We start from the raw sequence: 21,072 nt of genomic DNA, 5'->3' as shown, positions 1-21,072 counted from the left end.
GACATAAATACTGCTGTAGTATTAGCTTTTAAAATTTTTATGATCTATGTATATTGTATTCAAATTACACAACTAACAAACAATAAATCACACAATGGAATATACACTAGACATAGAGATCAAATTACCTAGAAATCAGGTGATTGAAAAATTCGACAATGAAGAAAACCTAAAATATTGGCAAAAAGGTTTTATAGGCATGGAACATCTTAGCGGTCAAAAAGGAAAAACGGGAGCTATTTCAAAATTAACGTACAAAATGGGTAAACGAGAAATAGAAATGATTGAAACAATTACTTTTCTTGATCTTCCTGAGGCGCTTCACCTTACATTTGATGCTAAAAATGTATATAATATTCAAGAAAATTATTTTGAAGAACTTTCTAATGGAAATACAAAATGGACTTCAAAAAATGAATTCAAATTTAGTGGTTTTATGAAGTTTATGGGATTTATCATGCCAAGTGCCTTTAAGAAACAGTCATATTCGTATATGCAGGATTTTAAATCTTTTGCTGAAGAAGGAAAAAGTGTACTCAACAGTTAGTAATTCTAAAATTGATAAAGATTGATTGAAATTTTAAGTAAAAAAACTATAAACTCTTATATCTTAGAAGATATCCAAAAGTTATTTAGACAGTTAAGCCCTAATAAAGTACAAATCCCAATAAAAGACCTACTATCAGAAACAAACGACTCTCTAATTTTTGCTTGCTATACACTAAATAAAAAAATAGTCGGAATTGCTTCATTATGCTCTTACAAAGTAATTTCTGGACATAAAGGTTGGATTGAAGATGTGGTTGTAGATTTGGATTACAGAGGTCAGGGAATCGGTGAAAAGTTAATTCAAAAATTAATCAGTACTGGAAAAGAAAAAGGACTTACTGAAATTTATCTATTTACAGAAAATGAAAAAAAAGCAGCTATACATTTATATTCGAAATTAGGATTTAAACAACGAAATAGCAGGCTCTACAATTTAAAGCTAACATAGGACTATAGTTAAAAAACTAAGAACACATTATGGAACGAAAACTGAAATTAATTTGGGATTTTAGGGGATCTACTGCAAGTAAGACTGCGCAACATCATGAAATTCATCTTAAAGAATATATTTCTTTAGAAAAGATATCTCTCAACATAACAGGTTGTCAAGAACTTAATGACATGCATAGTATAGCATATATGGTAGTAACAGATTCTGAGATGAAAACTGTTCGAGATGCATTAAAACCTCACCGCGGACAACTATATGAAGAATAGATTTTTAAAAAATATAATTCATGGCACGTATATTGTCTAAGACCTTATATATTTGCAAGAATTTTAAAATCAGAAAATAAAAAATAAGATGAAAAAAGTAATAACATTAATCTTAGTTTTGGTTGCTAGTTTTCAAATCAACGCCCAGGCTAAGACCGGAACAATAGACTCAGAATATATTCTTTCTCAAATGCCGGAACTTACAAAAGTTCAAGAGGATTTAAAAGCATATAATGGCAAAATAGAAGCAGAATTAAAACTTAAGATTGATGAGTATCAAGCCAAAGTAAAAGATTATCAGGAAAAAGTTGCTTCTTTTACAGAGCCAATGAAAAAAACAAAACAAGACGAAATTATTACCTTAGAAAATGATATCGCAAAAATTCGTCAAAATGGGGCTAAGCTTGTTCAATTAGAACAAAATAGATTATTACAGCCTTTATATGAGAAAATAGGAAAAGCTCTAGAAGAAATTGCTAAAGCAGAAAAATATACTCAAGTATTTACTATTACAAGTAGTGGCTTAGCGTATATAGACTCTAATTATGATCTTACTAAAAAGGTAATGACAAAATTGGGAATCAAAATAGAAGAAGCAAAAAAATAATCTCAGGATTTTATTTATAAAAAAACGCATCAATAATTGATGCGTTTTTTTTATACTTTAAAGTAACGTATACCTAAAATTTTATCGTCTACTATAATTAGGAGCTTCTTTAGTTATTGTAACATCATGAGGATGACTTTCATGAATACCACTTGCTGTAATTTTAACAAAACGTCCTTTATCTTGTAATGTTGCAATATCTTTTGCTCCACAATACCCCATACCCGCTCGTAATCCGCCTATAAACTGATGGATACTTTCAATAAGATCCCCTTTATATGGCACTTGTCCTACAATTCCTTCCGGAACTAATTTTTTAATATCATCTTCAACATCTTGAAAATATCTATCTTTAGATCCTTTCTTCATAGCTTCTACAGAGCCCATACCACGATACGTCTTGTATTTTCTTCCTTCATAAATAACAGTTTCTCCAGGAGACTCTTTAGTACCTGCTAAGAGAGAACCTAGCATTACAGTATCAGCACCAGCGGCAATAGCCTTAGGGATATCTCCTGTGTATCTAATTCCTCCATCAGCAATTACAGGAACACCTGATCCTTTTATTGCATTAGCTACTTCTAGAACCGCGGAGAACTGTGGAAATCCTACACCAGCTACTACTCTAGTTGTACAAATAGACCCCGGCCCTATTCCAACTTTAACCGCATCAGCCCCCGCTTCTACCAAATATTTTGCCGCCTCAGCAGTAGCAATATTACCTACTATAACTTCTAATTTTGGAAACTTTTCTTTTACCTGCTTTAATACGGTTACTACTCCTTTAGTATGACCATGAGCGGTATCAATGACTACAGCATCCACACCAGATTTAACCAAGGCTTCTGCACGTTCAACAGCATCTCCCGTAACACCAATAGCTGCAGCAACACGCAGACGTCCAAATTCGTCCTTATTTGCCATTGGTTTAAGTGTTAGTTTGGTAATATCTCTAAATGTGATCAGACCTACCAAAGTATTCTCTTTATCTACTACTGGTAATTTTTCAATTTTATTGTTTTGTAGAATAACTTCTGCTTGTTGAAGTGATGTACCTTCTGCAACAGTAACTAGGTTTTCACTGGTCATCACCTCAGATATTGGGCGTTGATCATTCTTTTCGAAACGAAGATCCCTATTCGTAACAATACCAATCAACTTATTATTACCATCTATAATCGGGATTCCTCCAATACTATGCTCGCGCATATTATTCTTGGCATCAATTACTTTTGCATCTCTTGGTAGCGTTACTGGATCTATGATCATCCCGCTCTCTGCTCGTTTTACCTTACGAACTTTAATTGCCTGCTCCTCGATTGTCATATTTTTATGCAATACACCAATACCTCCTTCCTGAGCCATAGCAATAGCCATACGACTCTCTGTAACAGTATCCATCGCTGCAGAAACGATTGGAACATTAAGTATTATATTTTTTGTGAATTTAGTCCTGATACTTACTTCTCTAGGAAGAACTTCAGAGAATGCCGGAACTAAAAGAACGTCGTCATAGGTTAAACCTTCTCCAACGATTTTGGATTCGTGTGCTGTCATCGCAATTAAAATTTAATTGCGTGCAAATATACGTCTTTTTTAAAGAATACTAGGAGGATACAATTTTATTTTCATCTTTATAATTTAAAAAAAAAGAATGCATCATAATCATCAAATTATACATTCGATTAGAATGCAAAACGTATTCTTTTCGAAGTTCGTAACATTTGTTAATTATTTATTAACAAAATATATTTTTTTAACATTTTTTTAATAAATATATAGTATATTTCATAAGGTATTTCTTGATATATCATTTCAAAAATTACCTACAGCCCCAAAAAAATACTATGAAAAAAATGTTTCCTCTAGCATTGATATTGCTATATATCAATGTTATAAATGCTCAGTTTACTGATGTACCGATTACAAGTACTCGTCTTGCTAACTTTGGCCAAATAGAACTTAACCAAGAAAATAGTTTATTTACCAAAAGAATTATTCCAATTACTCTTATTACGACAGGATTTCTTTTATCCACAAGTGATTTTGAAAAATCGCTTCAGACAGATTTAAGAAAAATGGTAGGCGATGATTTTTATTTAAATATAGATGATTATACCAGGTATGCTCCGGTTGTCCAATTATATACCGCAGACATACTGGGAGTACGATCAAGAAATCATTGGTTTGATCAAACAAAAAATCTCATTCTATCTTCTATTATAAGCAATGGTACCACGGCATTATTAAAAAAAGAAGTTTATAAAAAAAGACCTGGGGATTCTACCAATTCTAACTCTTTCCCATCGGGTCATACAACCACGGCTTTTACAACAGCTACAGTATTATACGAAGAATTTAAGGATACTAATCCCCTTTTGGCGTATAGTGGGTATTTTTTTGCTATTACTACAGGAACTTTAAGAATGCTTAACAATATGCATTATCTATCTGATGTTCTGGTAGGAGCGGGAATAGGAATATTATCTGTAAAACTAGTTTATCATTTTGAACATCTTATCTCGTGGAATCCTTTTAAAAAATTAAATGGAATGACAGTAGCTCCGCAATTTTCAGGAAATTCTTTAGGGTTTTATCTTTCAAAATCATTTTAATTATTCAATTAACGTAAACATATTGCTCAATAGAAATCAAGTCAAAAAATGTATAGGGGCAATATCCCCTGTACAAATTCCGTGTTTTCCCTCTACCACAATAATAGTTTATAGACTACTTTTGAAGTAACAAATCATCTAACTCATTTTTAAAAACTTAAGTAATGCTAATTTCATATAAAGTAGAGCGTTTTAGTCTTCAAATTGTAAGCAATTATGCTGGCGGCGGCGGGTACCAAATGGGATTTGTATATCTCTACGGTGAGAACCAGGAATACCTTGGATATCTTGGTATTATAAAAGATGGAAATACTTTACCACAAAATACAAAACATAACAATGGCAATTTGAATATATATTTTCATGAGGCCGAATTACAATCTATCCTTGAAACCCTTAGACATGAAAGTCCTGTAACGATTAAATTTAATACAAATTCAAAATGGGGGGCAATCGAAACGGGCAAAGAATCAGCAGGCAATGGGGAGCTTGCTGCATAAATAATCGAAAGATCTGAAAAAACACCGAGTACCATTGCTCTCAATTAACACATGGGCCAACCGTAAATGAGAGTTAAAAAAATAAATTGTGAAAAATGTAATTGGTTCACAATTCGGTAACAGTGGAAGTGTGTTAAATTAATGGCAACTACCGTTTTTTCAGATCTTTTCGATCTTATTCTATTCGATACCGATACACTGAATTGTTATATCGGTTTTTATTCACTTATTTTAGTCTAAAAGTATTTAGATACCACACTTAAATCGGAAGCTTATCAATCAAAATAAATGATTTTAGATATCTTTTCGTAATTTTACAATACCAAAAACACAATTATCTTATTTTCAATAATTTAACTCAACAACATTCAATTGTAAAATGAAAAAACAAACAACGTACTATCGCATAACAACACTAGTTTTTACATTTGTAGTATTCGGGTTGTTGTTACACTCTAGTTTATCCAAAGATGACAGAACATCTCATGAAAGTTTTATTGTAGATACTTACCAAAAGGCATATCTAGAAAAAGGTGAATTAAATAGCAAAAAGCCTGACAAACCTGATTATGCAGCTCTGCATGAATATCTTACTACTTTAGATCCCAATACCCGAAACGTACCTAAGGAACGTTTGTTAAAATCATATCAATTTACCAAAGCACAAGCACTTAAAAGTAAGTTGATAAAAAAGGATGGAAAGGATGATATACAATGGGAAAATGTACCAGCTAATATAGCAGGTAGAGTACGAAAAATTGTATTTGACCCCTCTGATGCTACTCATAAGAAAATTTGGGCAGGATCAGTTACAGGTGGACTTTGGTTTAATAATGATGCTACAGACCCTGCTTCTTCTTGGGAAAATGCTTCAGGGTTCTTTGAAAATCTTGCTGTAGGTGCTATTGCTTTTGATCCTGACAATAACGACATTATGTATGTTGGAACCGGTGAATCCTATACCGCTGTAAATATCTATAGAGAATCGTCTGGTAAGGGTACTGGTATATGGAAATCTACAGATCATGGTGAGACGTGGCAACTTATACCATCTAGCACAGATTTTGCTTATGTTAATGATATCTTGATAAGAAATGAAGCTGGTATCAATGTAGTATATGCGGCTGTTGTATCTGGGACTTATAAAGGTGAATTACAAGGATCCAATACTACGAACGGACTATATAGATCTATTGATGGAGGACAAACTTGGACTCAAGTATTACCAAATATTATTGGAGATACAACTCCTTATGCCCCATCAGATATAGAAGAAATAGCAGGCGGGAAATTACTTGTCGGTACGATGAGAAATACCGATGAAAATGGTGCTGGAGTGATATTAAGTTCTTTGGATGGTATAAACTGGACCATCAATGATTCTTTTGCTAATGACAAGTTTGATCCAATGAACAACATATATCCGGGAAGAATAAAATTTGCAGTTGCTCCTTCTAATTCTAATAGAGTATATGCAGTGATTAGTGGCGGATTTAAATTTCCTTCTGGTTTTATTAGAGATTCTAGTAGTCTTTGTATTCTTTTACAGTCTTTTGATGCTGGTGCAACCTGGTCAGAATTTGCAGGACCAAGTCTTAATTTAGGCTGGGGACGTTGGGGATCACTTACCTGGCATGCAATGGCCTTAGGGGTAGATGCTAATGATGAAAATACAATTATGCTTGGAGGGTTTAATTCTTTTAAATTAACGGGAACTGATACAGCTGACAATACAGAAACTACAGGATTAAAATGGCAATCTATGTCCTATTGGATACCCAATCAAGAGTTTTACCCTGAGTTTGTTCATGCCGATCATCATACTATCATGTATAGACCCGGTTCTTCTGATGAAGTATTTATTTCTACAGACGGAGGGGTATTTTATTCAAACGATATCACTTCTTCCAACGTAGCCGAAATTGGAAACCTTGCAAATGTATTTCCTTCTTTTGTTGAAGTCAATAAAGGATTAAATACTGTACAATATTACACTGTTGGAATTCACCCAAACAAAGGGTTTAATTCTTATTATGGTGGGACACAAGATAATGGTACTTTACGATATGATGGATCACCTATTGATGTAAACGATATGGTAAGTGGAGGTGATGGAGCATTTGCGTTTGTAGATATTAATGAACCTAATATTGTGATAACTTCAGTCTATCACAACCAATATATTGTTTCTAGAGATGCAGGAGCAACTTCTGAGTTTGTAAATGCACTTAGTGGTACTTTTATTAATGCCGCGGATTATAATTCCATAACCAATACGCTTTTTGCAAATGGGATGGGGCTTGGTGGTGCAATAACCTCTACAGATAACCAGCATATTGATGAGCTTCTACGAATAGAGATAAAAGGAAGCGAAATTACTTCAAAATTTACACCTTTAAACACTGGATCCACTGTACCATATTCTAGTATAAAAGTGTCTCCATATGATAAAACACGTACTTCTACCTTATTTATCGGAACCCAATCGGGGAAACTCTTTAAAACTACAAATGCGCAAAGTGATACTCCAAGTACAATAGAAATTGGAAGCGACTTATTTCCTCCTGCTAATATATCCAGTATCGATTTAGGAGAAAATGAAGAGGAAATTTTAGTCACTTTTTCTAACTATGGGATTAGTTCTGTTTGGTACACTAACGATGGAGGAATTTCCTGGATTGAAAAAGAAAGTAATCTCCCTGATATGCCCATACGATGGGGACTTTTTAACCCTTTTAATAGTGATGAAGTATGGTTAGCTACTGAGATTGGGGTATGGTCTACCGACGATATAAAATCAGAAGATGTCGAATGGTTTCCTAAAAATGAGACTTTGGCCAATGTGAGAACCGACATGATTGCTATACGAAAATCTGATGCCAAAATTGTTGCTGCAACACATGGTCGCGGAATGTTTGAAGCTACCTTAAACACAAAAGAGACGCCTATCGAACCAACTCCTATTGTGGAAAAGGAAACTTTTATAATCTATCCTAATCCAACTCCCAATAGCTTTACAATTAATTCAACAGCCAAAGGCGCCGTCACCTATCAAGGGGAAATATATAGCGTTGGAGGCAAAATCGTTGGAAGGTTTAACTATACTTCTGGAGAGGAAATAAATATTAGTATTAGTGGATACAGACCTGGAATTTACTTGGTCAATCTTGAAGGAAATGACGGTTCGCAAATAATTACTAAAATGGTAAAACAATAAAAAGAACATATAGTATAGTTTGATGTAAAAAACATAATCCCTGTTTAAAAGTGAGTATACTTTTGTAGTTTACTCGCTTTTATTGTTTTTTATGAGTTCTTAGAGCAATATCCATGGTCCACCAGTATTTTTTTGAATTCAAAAACCATAACACTTTAAGTACATCAAATTGTCCATAATATTGCCACTCCCATGAAATAAAGGTTCGAAACAACATTCTTGAAGCAATATGTTTTTTGATTTGAGCAACCTCATTTGGATGAATTCCGTTTTTCTCTAGCTGCTGTAGTATTCTTTCCTTAAGTTCAACACTACATTCTGTATCCAGGAATTCTTCACATATCAATGACCAGTTATCCATTGGATTAGTTAAAATTATATTAGCTTGATCTTTAAGTTGGATACATTTTTCTTCATCCAAACCTAAGAGAAATACTATTTCATTTGTATTTATCCTTGCAGTAATTGGGAATGTATTGGTCCTTATTTCATTAATAACCGAAAAAGGTAACTTATCTTTATTTTTTAAATAACCGAACTTAAAATAGTAACCTTTCGGGAAATAAATATGATCTTTCTCTACAATACAATTAGCGGCTTCAATTCTTTTTTTATTTTGCAGTAATGACCAATATTGTATTTTATGTTTATTAAAATATAGAACGACTACGCATCCTAAAACTAAAATAAGACTACCCCATGTTAGAACTATGTCATATTCTACATTCATAAGATTCATTATTAAGTCAAGTAATATCTAAATTTTTAATATTTTTTATAATATAGGTTATTTATAAAAATCATCAATATTAACATTGATTATATTTATAAAAAACTAAGCAACCTTACAGCTAATAATGTCAAAATAAATCTATAGTATTAATAACTATTTGATTAAAAAAATAAGATAACTAATATTCAATATTATACGAATGGTAACGTATCTTTATATTGATGTATCGAATTATAGGATTATTAGTATTTTTTTGTTTATCTCAGGTGCTATTTGCACAGGTAAACTCTAAATTTTATGGTGTAAAATCTCACTATGGTTTTATTATTGCGCATACTCCAGATCTAAAACCGATTTCGCAAACTAATCCTTATGGATTTCAGATAGAAATGAGCAAACTACGAACAAGTGATAAGGCTTGGAAAACTTGTTTTTGTTATGGAAGAAGCGGATTTTCTTTTGCATATTTCAATTATGCTAATCCAGAAGTTTTAGGTAATTCTTATAATCTAAATTATTTTGTAGAACCCTATTTTATATATCGTGGACCTTTAAAACTTTCTTTAAGAGGATCAATAGGAGCAACATATCTGGATACTATTTTTGATGAAGAATCGAATCCTGACAATGTCCTTTTTAGTACACATTTTAGCTTTTATCTAGCTTTGTCCTTAACGCTTAATTATCATATCAATGATAAATATGCGATCAACCTATCTGGAAATTATAATCATATTTCTAACGGAGGACAAAAACAACCTAACAAAGGAATGAATTTCCCTACGCTTTCTATAGGAGTAGATCGAATAATTGATTATACCTCACCTCAACCAAAACCCGCAGAATTAAAACAATTTAGTCGTTCCTGGAGTTACTACTTAGGAGCATTCGCTAGCTTAAGATCTGCAGATCGCGAAGCTGAATCTACTAACCACCCTCTTTTTGGTATTTCTGCAGGTGCTTTAAAACCACTTTCTGGGATCAATGGTTTTAATCTTGGTACAGAATTTTGGTATGATTGGTCTGATCGTAAACAGGTGCAACAGCGTCAACTAGATGATTCTTCTTTTTCCTCTGCTGTTACAGCAGGGCATCATTTCTCGGTAGGAAATTTCTATTTCTTACAACAATTTGGATTTTATATAACTCGTCCTAGAAACATACAAGATAATTGGATGTATCAACGGTATTCACTTTGGTATCGTATTGCTAACCGGTGGACCATCGGAGCATCATTAATTGCTTATGGTCGTACCGCAGATCATATGGATGGTAGATTAATCTATATAATTAAATGAATTTTACTTACAATTTTAGCTTCCTGAAACATCTCATCTTTTCACCTCATTATTTAATATATAAAATAGAATCATCGCTACAAAACAAAAAACGGAGTACGTTTAAAACATACTCCGTTTTTAAAAAGTGGTTTACGTTAAGCTATAATTACAATTATAACTCAGTGGCAAATATAGTTTTTTCTTAGATAATGAAATAAAAACTGCTTACGGTCATAAAACGCAGAATTATTTTTTTATATGTTGGTGATTATACATCATTATGTAATTATTTATAGCATTTTTATAAAGATGCTACTATACCAGATGAAACTCAAAATTCATTTGTATTCATTTTAGTTCATCGAGTAAAAAATGTAGTTGAGAGAAAATAATAGTCTAATCCCCTTACTTTTGCGATATTACAACTAGTATTTACCAAGAATCGCATTATGCTTTATACATACTATGATTACTAGCTTTTTTTTAAAAAACCGAATCTTAAAACATATTCTATTTTGGATATTCTATTTACTAATATGGGTATTAATGGATGTGATGTATGGTATTCCTTTCACTAAGGCTTTTTATAATTATTTAGGATGTCTTATAGAAATTCCATTCTATTATGTACATATGTATTATTTGTGGCCCAAGTATATCGGTAATAAACGTTACTTACCTTATTTTTTAATTTTCATTCCTCTTTTACTCATAAACGCATTATTGGTTAGACTATCTCAATACTATTTTATCTATCCTGTTTTGTTAAACGTATCTGATCTTCCTAATGATTATCTTTCATTTTCCAGAATATTAAGTTTAGCCAGATCCATATTATTATGGTTTGGTCCTCCAACCGCAATAAAAATTTTACGAGATTATTATGAAAATAAGATTAGATTAGAAAAAGTTCAAAACGAACAAAAAACTAGCGAATTAAACTTTCTAAGGTCTCAGGTTAATCCTCATTTTCTTTTTAATACCTTAAATAATCTATATTCATTATCATTAAAAGGATCAAAAAAAACTCCAGAAGCTCTGCTACAATTATCGAATCTATTATCTTATACTTTATATGAAGGTGCAGAAGACAAGATTTCTTTAGAAAAAGAGATACAGCATCTTAATGATTACATCGAATTAGAAAAATTACGTTTCGGAAATCGACTTCATCTGAAAATGGAAATGGACGGTGATTTTAATAACATTATGATAACTCCCCTTATATTAATTCCTGTAGTTGAAAATGCTTTCAAACATTGTTCGCTAAATGAAAGAGGAGATGTTGATATATATATAAAAATAGCATTCGACAAAGGAGATTTATGTATTAAAACTATCAACCCTGTGGCTAATTCGAAAAAAGATAATACTAAGCATGGTATTGGAGTACAAAATTTATCTAAAAGATTAGAGATTATTTACCCTCAAAGGCATACCTTTAGATTAGAAGAGCTTAACCACAAATTCTATGTAGACCTTTGCATTCAATTATATAACTGATGAGTACTATAAAATGTATTATTATTGATGATGAACCTTTGGCTCAAGATGTAATTTCTGATTATATCAATAGATTAGATTTTTTATCAGAAGTTGGAAAGTTTGATGATGCGCTCTCTGCTATTGAATTTCTTAGTACAAAAACCATTGATCTAATTTTTCTAGACATACAAATGCCGATGCTAGATGGGATTAATTTTCTAAAAGCGATCTCTTCATCTCCTAAAGTTATTTTCACTACCGCCCATCGTCACTATGCGGTAGAAGGATTCGAACTTAATGCCATTGATTATCTTGTAAAACCAATTCCTTTTTATCGTTTTGTACAAGCTATCGAAAAAGTAAGACAACAGATTAATCATGTTCAAAAAACAAGTGATAGTACTGATGCTGCTTTCTTTAAAGTTGATAATAAAAAAATTAAGGTAAACTACACAGATATTTTATTTATCGAAAGTTTAAAAGATTATATCAAAGTGGTTCTAAAAGATAGATTTTTTGTTACATATCAAACACTTTCTGGGATGTTAGAATTATTGCCTTCTTCTCAATTTATACAGGTACATAAATCTTTTATAATTAATTTTCACCATGCAAAAGGAATCCAAGGAAACGTTATTGAAATAGAAGATCATATAATTCCAATCGGACGGATATATCGAGATGAAGCTCTAGAAAAAATCTATCAAACCGGAAAAAAGGTTTGGAAATAGAAAGAACTGGGACTTACTTATTATATTTTTCTGATACAGCTCAATATTAATATTCTGGCATTCATAATACTATATGTTTCTTAGTATAATTTTATCTGTTCACCTTAAAATCAGCAGTTCTTTTGAGCTGTTTTTTAAGATCCCAATCTAATTTAAATCTAGTCTTCAAATGGGCTGCAAGTGGTCCTAATCCTACTGATTTCCTTCTTTCATCTACATTCATAGGATCTACTATTGGCCAAACATCAAAAACCTTGGTTTCTGGATAATACTTTACCTGACTACCATATATCTGAAGTTTTCCTTGTTTTGACGCTACCCTATCTTCTAGGTATGCCAAATTTCTAGGGTATACATCCCCTTTTTTCGCTGCTTCCCTCATGACTGGCAGATATTTTACCTGAGTATCTAAATCTGCATGTTGAATTACTAAAAAAAGTGTAGTATTACCTTGTTCGCCAATAATATCAGTTCCTAACCAACCATAAGTATCAATAATATTCATTACTTTGGGTAAAGTAATCATTTGATTTTTTAGAAATATTTTATTCTGTTTTTTGACTTCTTCTGATTCAAGCCCATATTTTTCCCTTAGTCTTCTAGCTTCATCTATAGGATCTTGATCTAAATGATAAATCGTATCTAACACCTTTATAAGATATTGACTATGCCGTTTTTCTTGACCATATGACAAGGTTATAGTAAAAAAAACTGCTATAACTACTAGGTTTATTTTTTTCATAGTTTATACAATTTCATAAATCATTATTTTTCAGCAAGGTTTTAGAAAAACCTATCCAGAAAAAAAATTTGAAACTGGTTACTTATTTCTTTTGAGGAACATTCCATTCAATACCTACTTGTTTAGCAAACTTCTGGATAGTTTTGAGTCCTAATTTTCTTCTTCTTTGATTAATGTATTCTGGTTGCTCTACTGTAAAAAAAGTTCCTTTCCCCTTCGAATTATACTTATATTGAGTACCATATATTTGTGGATTATCGGCATTGATCAACATCCTATCTACGAGTCTGGCATAATGCATAGGTTGTGATTCCTTTTTTAGAACAGATTCTTTTAACAAAGGAGAGTATTTTTCTTTTGATTCAACCGAACCATGCTGTAAAACTGCCCATATAGCAGTATTGGCCAACTTCCCTACTTGAGATATTCCTAACCAACCGTATTTTTCAATTATTTTAATCACTTGTATTTCCAGAACCTTATCTTGGGATTCGACAACTTCCCAGAAGTATTCCATTTCATTAGAATTTTTACCTAGTTTCTTTTCTGCCTCTATATAAATTCTTCTAAACGTTTGATCTTTCATAAAAAGGACTTCCAATTCATTTCTTAATGAATCTAATTCTTTCTTTTTTGTCTGCCCAATTTGACTATGAAGCGTATTAGATAAAATTCCTAAAACTGCTAACAAGATCATTTTTTTCATATTTCTGATAACTTCTATTATTTATATTAACTAATAAAACTTGTTTCTATTTACTCTTTCATTTTATACCTTCGGACATCTTTATGTTGCCATAGTAGATTTATAATCTGCCAATTATCATTTATATAAATCAGATGTAAATACTCGACCCAATTATCAGATATAAGTTTGACACTGGCAACATGATTATAAATATCCAGGATAATGACTTTGTTGTTTGGTTTTGGAGGAAATTTAACACCTGACTGATTCCATGATTCGGCAAATTTTACCATTTGTTTATAACTGGTCTCTCTTATTATTTGTTGTTTTTCTTTGGGATCATACCCTAATGTTCTTTTAGCTAAATCCTCATGAAACACACTTTTCATTAGGTCGGGTTTTAATTCCTGTAGAGCGATCAGGTACCCTAATGCTTTTTCTTTAATCTCCAAGGTATCTTTTTTACTAGCAGCAGAAGCCACTTCAATAATCCTATTAGATGGCAAATCCCGGGTATCTATTAAATTGTTATTTTCATCAAAAGTGGATCTTTTAGTATTATTTCCGATGTTATCATAATCATTTTTTCCTATTGCAAATCCCCATTGGTTTTTTACTAACTTATCATTTTTATCATGATACGAATACTGAATATGATTTCCTATATCATCATATACATCTTGATATGAAGCCACTCCAACATCATTTTCTTGAATTTCTAATTGTTCATTAAGATTATAATTCCCTTTTGGAGCTCCATCTTTTTGGTATAAAATCCCTGTTATTCCAAAATCAAAGTAAGGTGAGATATTGACATGTCTATTTTTTAGGTTATATCTTTTTTCTATAACCATTTTTCTGTTTTTACTCCATTGATATCTTGCTATTTTCCAATTAGACTCCATTGGGTTATCATCGAGATCATAAAAATTTAATTTGTACTTAAACTTCTTTTTATCAAATGTATATTGCTCTTTATACACCTGTCTATCATTCATCATTCGATCTCCTTTTTTATCGAAAAAAATGCGGACTTCTGAAGTATCTGTATACCTAAAAACTGTTCTGTATGCCCCAATGGTTGACAAAGGATGTCTGCGCTGATCGTGATAGTGATAATTAATAATCTCTTTCAGTTGATTTACTTTGTTATATCTAAATACATAGTGCGATGTTTGTTGGGCTTCTTGAAAATTTATTTCATGAATCCCTCTTAATTCTACATGAGGTGATACATGGTTATATCTTAAATGTCTAAAATACTTTTCTTGTACATTTTGTTGAGCACTAGATTTAGGAAAATGCAATACCGTTAGTGATAGAACTGAAATTATTAAAAGGAGGTTGTTTTGCAATACTTTTTTCATAAATATTTTTTTTAGTATTTCTATATGCTGGTACTTCTTAATTTATTCGATCAATATGCCTTATCTAACCAATGTATTAAATTAAGCAACAGTTGATAGTTTTCACCAGCTTCCACAGAATTCATTCCAACCTTAATCCTTTCTCTACCCGCAATTTGTGCAGTAAACATGGCTGCTTCTCCAAATACGGCTATTCTACCTTTTCCATATTCTAAAACCGCTCCCTGAGATAAATTCTCTGCAGAAATCTTAGGCGTTTTTTCATTAAAAACCCACATAGTATCAGTTATAAATACAGTATATTCCTTTTTTAAATTTAAAATTGAAATAGCTTCTTTAGGTGTTTCAAATCCTTGACCAGTAAAAGTTCTTATGTGATTTACCTGCTCTTTAGCAGTTCTACCATTTGTTATCATGTTATGACTAAGCATTTTATTTTTCCTAGAAAAATCAAAAATGCCTCTAACATCAGGATCCATTACAAAGCTGTCATAAAATTTAAAACCAAACGCTTTTGCCAGATTAGCAGAGGCACCAGCAAAAGGCATATGATCTGCAATCAAAAAAAGAGAGCCTCCATTTTTGACCCATTCTTTTACATTATGTATCTCATTTGTCGAAAAAGCACTTTCTGTAGGAGCTACAAAAGGCGGCCTGCTGTTCTCTGATAAAGCATTAGAAATCACTAATATCTTAAGGTTTTTTAGCTTATCTTTTTTGAATTCTCCTTCAAAACTAGCTACTCTATATCCATCTTTCGACAATAGTTTTGCAAAGGGTAAAAACCTATTATTCTTCGTGTGAAAATTACGATGACCTTGATCTATATGTATCATAGTACCAGAGTTTTTTGGATACATTTTTGCTGGTATTTCAGGGTTATAAATAGTATCTGGTATTTGTTGAGAAAATATATGATTCATAGCTAAAAGACTAATTATAAGCATGATGTTCCTGTTCATTATTTTTTGATTTTTAACTTTTTAACTGACAAAAGAATCAATTATACCAAATGAATTATTAATGATTTAAACTATATTGGTTGTTTTAATGTTTATTGGGTATTACCTGATGAAACCATATGACTCTTATTAACAGTGATTAATTATGTTCTATGTATCAAGGTAATACAATCATATTCTTGTAGCTAAATATTTTTGCTGAACGACATGATCATATCTCTAAGTTATATGTCATTCTCGACATCCTGTAAAAAGGTAAGTATTTGTATTTGATCGAAGTAATAATGTCGTTTAGAGAAAACTAAGATGTACGCTCATTAGGAAAAGAAAATCATGTCTTGTTTGGATACTAATCTCTTGTTAATTTAAGATTCTAAATGTTTTCCATAGGTGCAATCCTTTACTAATGCTTTTGAATAACTTGTCTTGGCGTTGATATCCATAACTAAGTATTTTTTTTTCTTTATAGAGATAGTTGCACATTCTTTTTCCCAATGCACCCTGATATCTTTTTTCTTTAGATTTTTGATATAGCTATATTTATTGGCAAATGTTGCCGGTAATGGCGCGTCTCTTCTTCCTTTTGTAATTTCATACGGATGAATATCAGAAGACAATGGATCGACTACAGCGCATAAAAAACCATCAAAATCAATACTTTCTTTATCTGGATTTAATAAATATGCCCAAACTGCATATGCTTCTTCTTCTATCATTAATATCCTACCTGAGGTAGTATGAGTAGATGTTAAAAATATTCTACTATCATCATGTACTAGATTTTCTTGCTGATTTTTAGAAAACAAAACATTAAATATGGATAATAATTGAGCCATCATTACAACTATTCTTTACAAACTTACACTTAGATATTTAAGGATATATTCTTAATTCTGGTTGATTAAACCCTATAACCTCAAACTTTCATTCATCTTATTCTATTGATCAATTTCTTATTTTACTTATTTTGAAATAGTAATTATCTTACTATATCAAAGTATTCTGTAAAACAAATACAATATTGTTTAATAGATAAAACAATACATATTGGCGACCTAAAAATTTATTGAGGGTGTGAGATTGCTAACATAAATAATAATTTTAAAAATTACTTACGGGTTTCCATAAGTACATTAAAAAATCGTATTTCTAATAGTATAGATGAATTAAAGAATACGTTTTATCAAATAGTATTATTTACTTTTTTTGATCATGGATAGTGTAAACCCTCCTAGTAGTAAAATGACAATCAACATTATAGCCCACAACCATATTTTATTAGTAAATAAAGGTTCTACTCCTGATGATTCTTCATAATTGATGGTCTGAGCTACTCCTGGAGATATAGTTGTTATTCCTTCTGGTAATTTAGTGGTGACATAATTGAGATCATAAAAGGGTTTTTCTACTTTATTATTTCCGTAAACCAAATAATATGCAGCAGAATCGGTGAAACGTGTTACTAGCTCATGTTGGTATCCTTTCACCTTTACTTTGCTAATTTTTAGTGGTTGATTATCATGGTTATCAACTACAATTCTAAGTTTTTGTGCAATAGTACTTTTGTTTACAAAACCATTACTTTCGATTGAGTTGAGTATTCCTCTATTGAGTTCGCGATATCGAAATATCCATTCTCCTTTAGGGTTTTGAATACTATCTGTAACATATCGGATAGATATTGGTCGATAGTAATCAAAAGTATCTTGTACCTCAACATAAATGTAGCTTACAGGTACCTTTTTCTGTAGTTTTACATCTATAATTGTTTGCTTGGTATCCTTTGGATTCTGGATATTAAAATTTGTTATTTCATAATTACGATAGCTTGCTTCTTTCTTTTCATATTTAATAACTTCAGAAGACTGTAAAATTGGTTTTTGGTTACTTTTTACTAATATTCTAAAATATTTATACTGTGCTTTAGGAAATTGTAGCGTAGTAAACTTATAATTAGTAAGCTCATTTTTAATAGAAAGTATACGATAATCTTCAGTAATTGTAAACCATTCTTTACGATCTTGACTTCCTTCGAGTGTAACAAGCCAATCAAAATTAGATTTCTTAAAATTAAGAGTTATCTGATTGATAGATCGTTTTGTAGGGACTTCCATAGTAATATATGACCCTTTATCATTATAGGTTGTGTTTAAAATGGTAAACGGGATTCTCTCTCTTGATACTTTTTCATTTTTTAATCTCAAAATATAAGGAGCTTCTATAGTATCATTTTTAGAAGTAATTCCAAAAACTCTAACGTCTGAAAGATCGGGAGAAACTTTACTAAACACCTCATCAGGTAAAGCTATAGAATGCCAAACATCTTTAACGCCGGTCAATTTACTCTTATAAGAGTAATCTTGCATTTGTGCATATGTAATAGAACATCCTAATAAAATCGTATATATAAAAACCTTAATGTTATTCTTCATCTGATTGTTGTGTATTAATATCGGTCTCATCTGTAATAATGTGTTTGTATTTATTATACAAGAATGAAATTACCAAAAGAAGTATCCCCAAAGACAAGAACACGACAGTCTTTGCAATAGTGCCTAAATGCGAAATATCATAGAAGAATAGTTTTATAAGTGTAATTCCAAAAAGTATGATCGCCAGGACACGTAAATATTTTTTTCTTTTCCAGATTCCTAAAACTATAAGCAGCAAGGCATATACTCCCCATAGAATACTTAATCCTAACTTATATGTTCCTGCATAATTTGCAAGATCGAGCCAGTGAACTAATTCACTACTTACTATCCAAAGTAACGTACCATGTAATATTATCTCAAAAGCAATTTTAAAAGTCCTATCCAGAAATTTTTGACGTACATAGGTATAGAAAGTATATAAAAACACTCCTATAAATAAAAATGACACATATCGTATTCCTTGATAAGACCATAGTCCAACACTAAATTCTGTATCTTTTAACTCGAGATAAGCCATTCTAAATTCGCTTAATACATACAACCCTCTGGTTAAAAAAACAAAGAGCGCAAGCATCATAAATCCAATAGTAATATATCCAAAAATATTATTTTTGATTTTTTTAATATTTACAAAAGATAACAAGACAAGGAAAAACAGGGTATAGTTAATTAGCCATATAGATCCAAAGTTTCTAATATTTGATACTATAGTGTACTCATAGGTATTACTATCTTGTGAAAAAAGTAATTGTTGTGTCTCCAAACGAGCTTGATTCCAATAATTATCTATTTCTATCCAGAATGAAAAATAACTTGTACATATCAATAATAATGCAAGTCCTATGGTAAGCATTGTATATAACCAGGATTGTTTAGGCCAAGGGAAAGAAAGTTTTTCTTTACGATGAGTCCAATAGATAAATCCGAAAGATAAAACACACAATACCGATGTCATTAAATAAATATTAAGACCCGGTGTTAATGCAGTTTCAGACGTAGGTTCATATCTATAGTATCCCATTGACCAATCGTGAATAAGGCTAAAAAAAGTTAATCCCCATAATGGATAGGATAAAATTTCATAAATAGGCACTTTTTTAGTACGCCCTATCCAAAACAATAATGCAGCCTCACCTGCCCATAATAATGTCACCCAATTTCCATCTAATTGTACAGGAAAAGCTATTGTAATAAAAATAAGCACCATTCCTGACACAAAATAAAACAGGTTACGGTCAGCCAACTTTAATCTGTAAATAATAACACTAACTACAAAATGAACTACTGCATTTCCTAAGGTAAAAACTCCAAGTAATTGTTCTCCTGTCTCATGGTCTTTTAACATTGAAAAACCAATGCCATAAAAAACAAATGAATTACTTAATTGTAAAATAACATCGCTAGTCCGAAAGCTTTCTTTTTTTCTCAGTTTATATATGAGGAACATCAGATAAAATGTTATAAAAAAGATAAATAAAAATAATAAACCAAGCGTAAAATGTTCCTCAATATCATATTGTCCGACATACCATGTAAAGAAAATAATCCAGGTAAGGAAAAAGGATGAGAACGATAAAGCTTTCCAGTACTTTTTTATTGCTATAGCTAGTATCCCTGCATTAATTATAGCCATATAACTAAAAAGTATTACCACTCTGCCAGATCCATCACTTAACAAAAATGGAACAGCATACGCTCCTACCAATCCTATATGAGCAATAATCTGTTTATTATAATGTAATGCTGTTACTACGGTAAATGCGGTAAATAGTAACATAAGTACAAACGTAAGTGTTTGCGGAATGAGGCCATATAGATTATACGCTAAAAAAGTTATAAAATACATAATAGCCATCGCACCACTCACCAATACAGCACTAAAGTTTTTGTACTTTTTCTTAAGCTTCATACCAACTCCTAAAAGCCCTACTCCCATTAAATATCCCAATACAATTCTGGTTAATGGGCTTATTAGATCATGCTCTATGGAATATTTACCACCTATTGCCACACCAATTATGATAACTATTATACCAATCTTATTGATAAGGTTTTCTCCGATAAATTTTTCCAGATTAGATTTCTTTTTTGGAGTATTGACCTTTGATACTGGGTTTGATAAAGGTTTTGTTGTTGCTTGTACCGCTTCTTCTTCCTTAATGATATCGACAACAGGGATTTTTTCTTCTTTTACCTCATCGACTACTTCTATGACTTGTGAAACCTCGGGTACAATTTCTGTTTCTACCTCGTTTTGCTGCTCTAAGGATGAAGTTTTTAATTGATAGATCTCATCTTTGAGATTTTGTATTTGTGTTGAGAAATCTTGTTGTCTTTTTAGTAAGATCTCAAGTTTTTCCAGAAGTTGATGTATCTGATCTTGATTGTCTCCCATATTATTGTATTCTCATTTACCAAATACCCCGTTGTCACAAAACAGGCAT

The 21,072-nt window shown here is 31.5% G+C and carries 19 protein-coding genes; 10 read left to right on the top strand and 9 right to left on the bottom strand.

Annotated elements, in window-relative coordinates; all coding sequences use genetic code 11:
* Positions 1-94 precede the first annotated feature (94 nt).
* The 4 genes from DK442_RS21970 to DK442_RS21955 all read left to right on the top strand — a co-directional run bounded on the left by DK442_RS21970 (position 95) and on the right by DK442_RS21955 (position 1,873).
* Positions 95-547, top strand: a complete 453-nt coding sequence (locus DK442_RS21970) for an SRPBCC family protein (RefSeq protein WP_109438069.1) — start codon at positions 95-97, stop codon at positions 545-547.
* Positions 548-568: 21 nt separating this feature from the next.
* Positions 569-997, top strand: coding sequence for a GNAT family N-acetyltransferase (locus tag DK442_RS21965; protein ID WP_109438068.1), 429 nt, complete (start codon positions 569-571; stop codon positions 995-997).
* Between the two features lie 29 nt (positions 998-1,026).
* Positions 1,027-1,266, top strand: coding sequence for a hypothetical protein (locus DK442_RS21960; protein WP_109438067.1), 240 nt, complete (start codon positions 1,027-1,029; stop codon positions 1,264-1,266).
* 88 nt (positions 1,267-1,354) lie between these two features.
* The gene (locus tag DK442_RS21955) at positions 1,355-1,873 is read left to right on the top strand and encodes an OmpH family outer membrane protein (RefSeq protein WP_109438066.1); all 519 of its coding nucleotides are present in this window, start codon (positions 1,355-1,357) and stop codon (positions 1,871-1,873) included.
* 81 nt (positions 1,874-1,954) lie between these two features.
* On the opposite strand, the gene guaB is transcribed toward DK442_RS21955, so the two are convergent.
* Complete coding sequence (guaB, locus tag DK442_RS21950; protein ID WP_109438065.1) at positions 1,955-3,430, bottom strand: IMP dehydrogenase; 1,476 nt, start codon at positions 3,428-3,430, stop codon at positions 1,955-1,957.
* A gap of 290 nt (positions 3,431-3,720) precedes the next feature.
* On the opposite strand from guaB, the gene DK442_RS21945 reads away from it, so the two are divergent.
* The 3 genes from DK442_RS21945 (at position 3,721) to DK442_RS21935 (ending at position 8,205) form a co-directional block, all read left to right on the top strand.
* A complete protein-coding gene (locus DK442_RS21945) occupies positions 3,721-4,488 on the top strand; it encodes a phosphatase PAP2 family protein (protein ID WP_109438064.1) in 768 nt (255 codons plus the stop codon).
* Positions 4,489-4,652: 164 nt separating this feature from the next.
* On the top strand, positions 4,653-4,988 hold the full coding sequence (locus tag DK442_RS21940) for a hypothetical protein (RefSeq protein ID WP_109438063.1): 336 nt from the start codon (positions 4,653-4,655) through the stop codon (positions 4,986-4,988).
* A 379-nt stretch (positions 4,989-5,367) separates the two neighbouring features.
* Positions 5,368-8,205 (top strand): T9SS type A sorting domain-containing protein, encoded by a 2,838-nt coding sequence (locus tag DK442_RS21935; RefSeq protein WP_109438062.1) that lies wholly within the window; start codon positions 5,368-5,370, stop codon positions 8,203-8,205.
* Between the two features lie 79 nt (positions 8,206-8,284).
* Here DK442_RS21935 and DK442_RS21930 read toward each other — a convergent pair whose 3' ends face one another.
* Positions 8,285-8,935, bottom strand: coding sequence for a hypothetical protein (locus DK442_RS21930; RefSeq protein WP_160114294.1), 651 nt, complete (start codon positions 8,933-8,935; stop codon positions 8,285-8,287).
* 224 nt (positions 8,936-9,159) lie between these two features.
* Here DK442_RS21930 and DK442_RS21925 point away from each other — a divergent pair, with 224 nt between their 5' ends.
* From DK442_RS21925 to DK442_RS21915, 3 genes are all read left to right on the top strand, one after another.
* Positions 9,160-10,236 (top strand): acyloxyacyl hydrolase, encoded by a 1,077-nt coding sequence (locus tag DK442_RS21925; protein WP_109438060.1) that lies wholly within the window; start codon positions 9,160-9,162, stop codon positions 10,234-10,236.
* A 528-nt stretch (positions 10,237-10,764) separates the two neighbouring features.
* Positions 10,765-11,721, top strand: coding sequence for a sensor histidine kinase (locus DK442_RS21920; protein WP_160114293.1), 957 nt, complete (start codon positions 10,765-10,767; stop codon positions 11,719-11,721).
* Positions 11,721-12,434, top strand: coding sequence for a LytTR family DNA-binding domain-containing protein (locus tag DK442_RS21915; RefSeq protein WP_109438058.1), 714 nt, complete (start codon positions 11,721-11,723; stop codon positions 12,432-12,434). Before DK442_RS21920 ends, DK442_RS21915 begins: the two co-directional genes overlap by 1 nt.
* A 91-nt stretch (positions 12,435-12,525) precedes the next feature.
* Here the strand turns inward: DK442_RS21915 and DK442_RS21910 are convergent, their stop codons facing one another.
* The 7 genes from DK442_RS21910 to DK442_RS21880 all read right to left on the bottom strand — a co-directional run bounded on the left by DK442_RS21910 (position 12,526) and on the right by DK442_RS21880 (position 21,023).
* The gene (locus tag DK442_RS21910) at positions 12,526-13,176 is read right to left on the bottom strand and encodes a DUF6624 domain-containing protein (protein ID WP_109438057.1); all 651 of its coding nucleotides are present in this window, start codon (positions 13,174-13,176) and stop codon (positions 12,526-12,528) included.
* Positions 13,177-13,258: 82 nt separating this feature from the next.
* Positions 13,259-13,882, bottom strand: a complete 624-nt coding sequence (locus DK442_RS21905) for a DUF6624 domain-containing protein (protein WP_109438056.1) — start codon at positions 13,880-13,882, stop codon at positions 13,259-13,261.
* Positions 13,883-13,932: 50 nt separating this feature from the next.
* Complete coding sequence (locus DK442_RS21900; protein ID WP_109438055.1) at positions 13,933-15,231, bottom strand: nuclear transport factor 2 family protein; 1,299 nt, start codon at positions 15,229-15,231, stop codon at positions 13,933-13,935.
* Positions 15,232-15,281: 50 nt separating this feature from the next.
* Entirely contained in the window at positions 15,282-16,193 is a 912-nt protein-coding gene (locus tag DK442_RS21895) for a hypothetical protein (protein ID WP_109438054.1), read from the bottom strand.
* A 365-nt stretch (positions 16,194-16,558) separates the two neighbouring features.
* Positions 16,559-17,032 (bottom strand): hypothetical protein, encoded by a 474-nt coding sequence (locus tag DK442_RS21890; RefSeq protein WP_160114292.1) that lies wholly within the window; start codon positions 17,030-17,032, stop codon positions 16,559-16,561.
* Positions 17,033-17,386: 354 nt separating this feature from the next.
* Entirely contained in the window at positions 17,387-18,625 is a 1,239-nt protein-coding gene (locus DK442_RS21885; protein ID WP_109438052.1) for a DUF3999 family protein, read from the bottom strand.
* Positions 18,615-21,023 carry a DUF2339 domain-containing protein gene (locus DK442_RS21880; RefSeq protein WP_109438051.1) on the bottom strand — a complete coding sequence of 803 codons (2,409 nt, stop codon included), beginning with the start codon at positions 21,021-21,023 and terminating at the stop codon, positions 18,615-18,617. The genes DK442_RS21885 and DK442_RS21880 overlap by 11 nt, the downstream gene beginning before the upstream one ends.
* Positions 21,024-21,072: the final 49 nt, after the last annotated feature.

The organism is Aquimarina sp. AU119 (assembly GCF_900312735.1).
GTDB classification, from domain to species: domain Bacteria; phylum Bacteroidota; class Bacteroidia; order Flavobacteriales; family Flavobacteriaceae; genus Aquimarina; species Aquimarina algiphila.
The sequence above is the reverse complement of the archived record's forward strand: the minus strand, read 5'-3'. Positions and strand labels throughout refer to the sequence as shown.

Excerpts from the sequence above, each read along its gene's own strand:
- DK442_RS21900 (WP_109438055.1), bottom strand. The coding sequence starts at position 15,231 with ATGAAAAAAGTATTGCAAAACAACCTCCTTTTAATAATTTCAGTTCTA.
- DK442_RS21910 (WP_109438057.1), bottom strand. The coding sequence starts at position 13,176 with ATGAAAAAAATAAACCTAGTAGTTATAGCAGTTTTTTTTACTATAACC.
- DK442_RS21885 (WP_109438052.1), bottom strand. The coding sequence starts at position 18,625 with ATGAAGAATAACATTAAGGTTTTTATATATACGATTTTATTAGGATGT.
- DK442_RS21890 (WP_160114292.1), bottom strand. The coding sequence starts at position 17,032 with ATGATGGCTCAATTATTATCCATATTTAATGTTTTGTTTTCTAAAAAT.
- DK442_RS21920 (WP_160114293.1), top strand. The coding sequence starts at position 10,765 with ATGGATGTGATGTATGGTATTCCTTTCACTAAGGCTTTTTATAATTAT.
- DK442_RS21960 (WP_109438067.1), top strand. The coding sequence starts at position 1,027 with ATGGAACGAAAACTGAAATTAATTTGGGATTTTAGGGGATCTACTGCA.
- DK442_RS21955 (WP_109438066.1), top strand. The coding sequence starts at position 1,355 with ATGAAAAAAGTAATAACATTAATCTTAGTTTTGGTTGCTAGTTTTCAA.
- DK442_RS21895 (WP_109438054.1), bottom strand. The coding sequence starts at position 16,193 with ATGAACAGGAACATCATGCTTATAATTAGTCTTTTAGCTATGAATCAT.
- DK442_RS21945 (WP_109438064.1), top strand. The coding sequence starts at position 3,721 with ATGAAAAAAATGTTTCCTCTAGCATTGATATTGCTATATATCAATGTT.
- DK442_RS21940 (WP_109438063.1), top strand. The coding sequence starts at position 4,653 with ATGCTAATTTCATATAAAGTAGAGCGTTTTAGTCTTCAAATTGTAAGC.
- DK442_RS21880 (WP_109438051.1), bottom strand. The coding sequence starts at position 21,023 with ATGGGAGACAATCAAGATCAGATACATCAACTTCTGGAAAAACTTGAG.
- DK442_RS21935 (WP_109438062.1), top strand. The coding sequence starts at position 5,368 with ATGAAAAAACAAACAACGTACTATCGCATAACAACACTAGTTTTTACA.
- DK442_RS21915 (WP_109438058.1), top strand. The coding sequence starts at position 11,721 with ATGAGTACTATAAAATGTATTATTATTGATGATGAACCTTTGGCTCAA.
- DK442_RS21905 (WP_109438056.1), bottom strand. The coding sequence starts at position 13,882 with ATGAAAAAAATGATCTTGTTAGCAGTTTTAGGAATTTTATCTAATACG.
- guaB (WP_109438065.1), bottom strand. The coding sequence starts at position 3,430 with ATGACAGCACACGAATCCAAAATCGTTGGAGAAGGTTTAACCTATGAC.
- DK442_RS21925 (WP_109438060.1), top strand. The coding sequence starts at position 9,160 with ATGTATCGAATTATAGGATTATTAGTATTTTTTTGTTTATCTCAGGTG.
- DK442_RS21970 (WP_109438069.1), top strand. The coding sequence starts at position 95 with ATGGAATATACACTAGACATAGAGATCAAATTACCTAGAAATCAGGTG.
- DK442_RS21930 (WP_160114294.1), bottom strand. The coding sequence starts at position 8,935 with ATGAATGTAGAATATGACATAGTTCTAACATGGGGTAGTCTTATTTTA.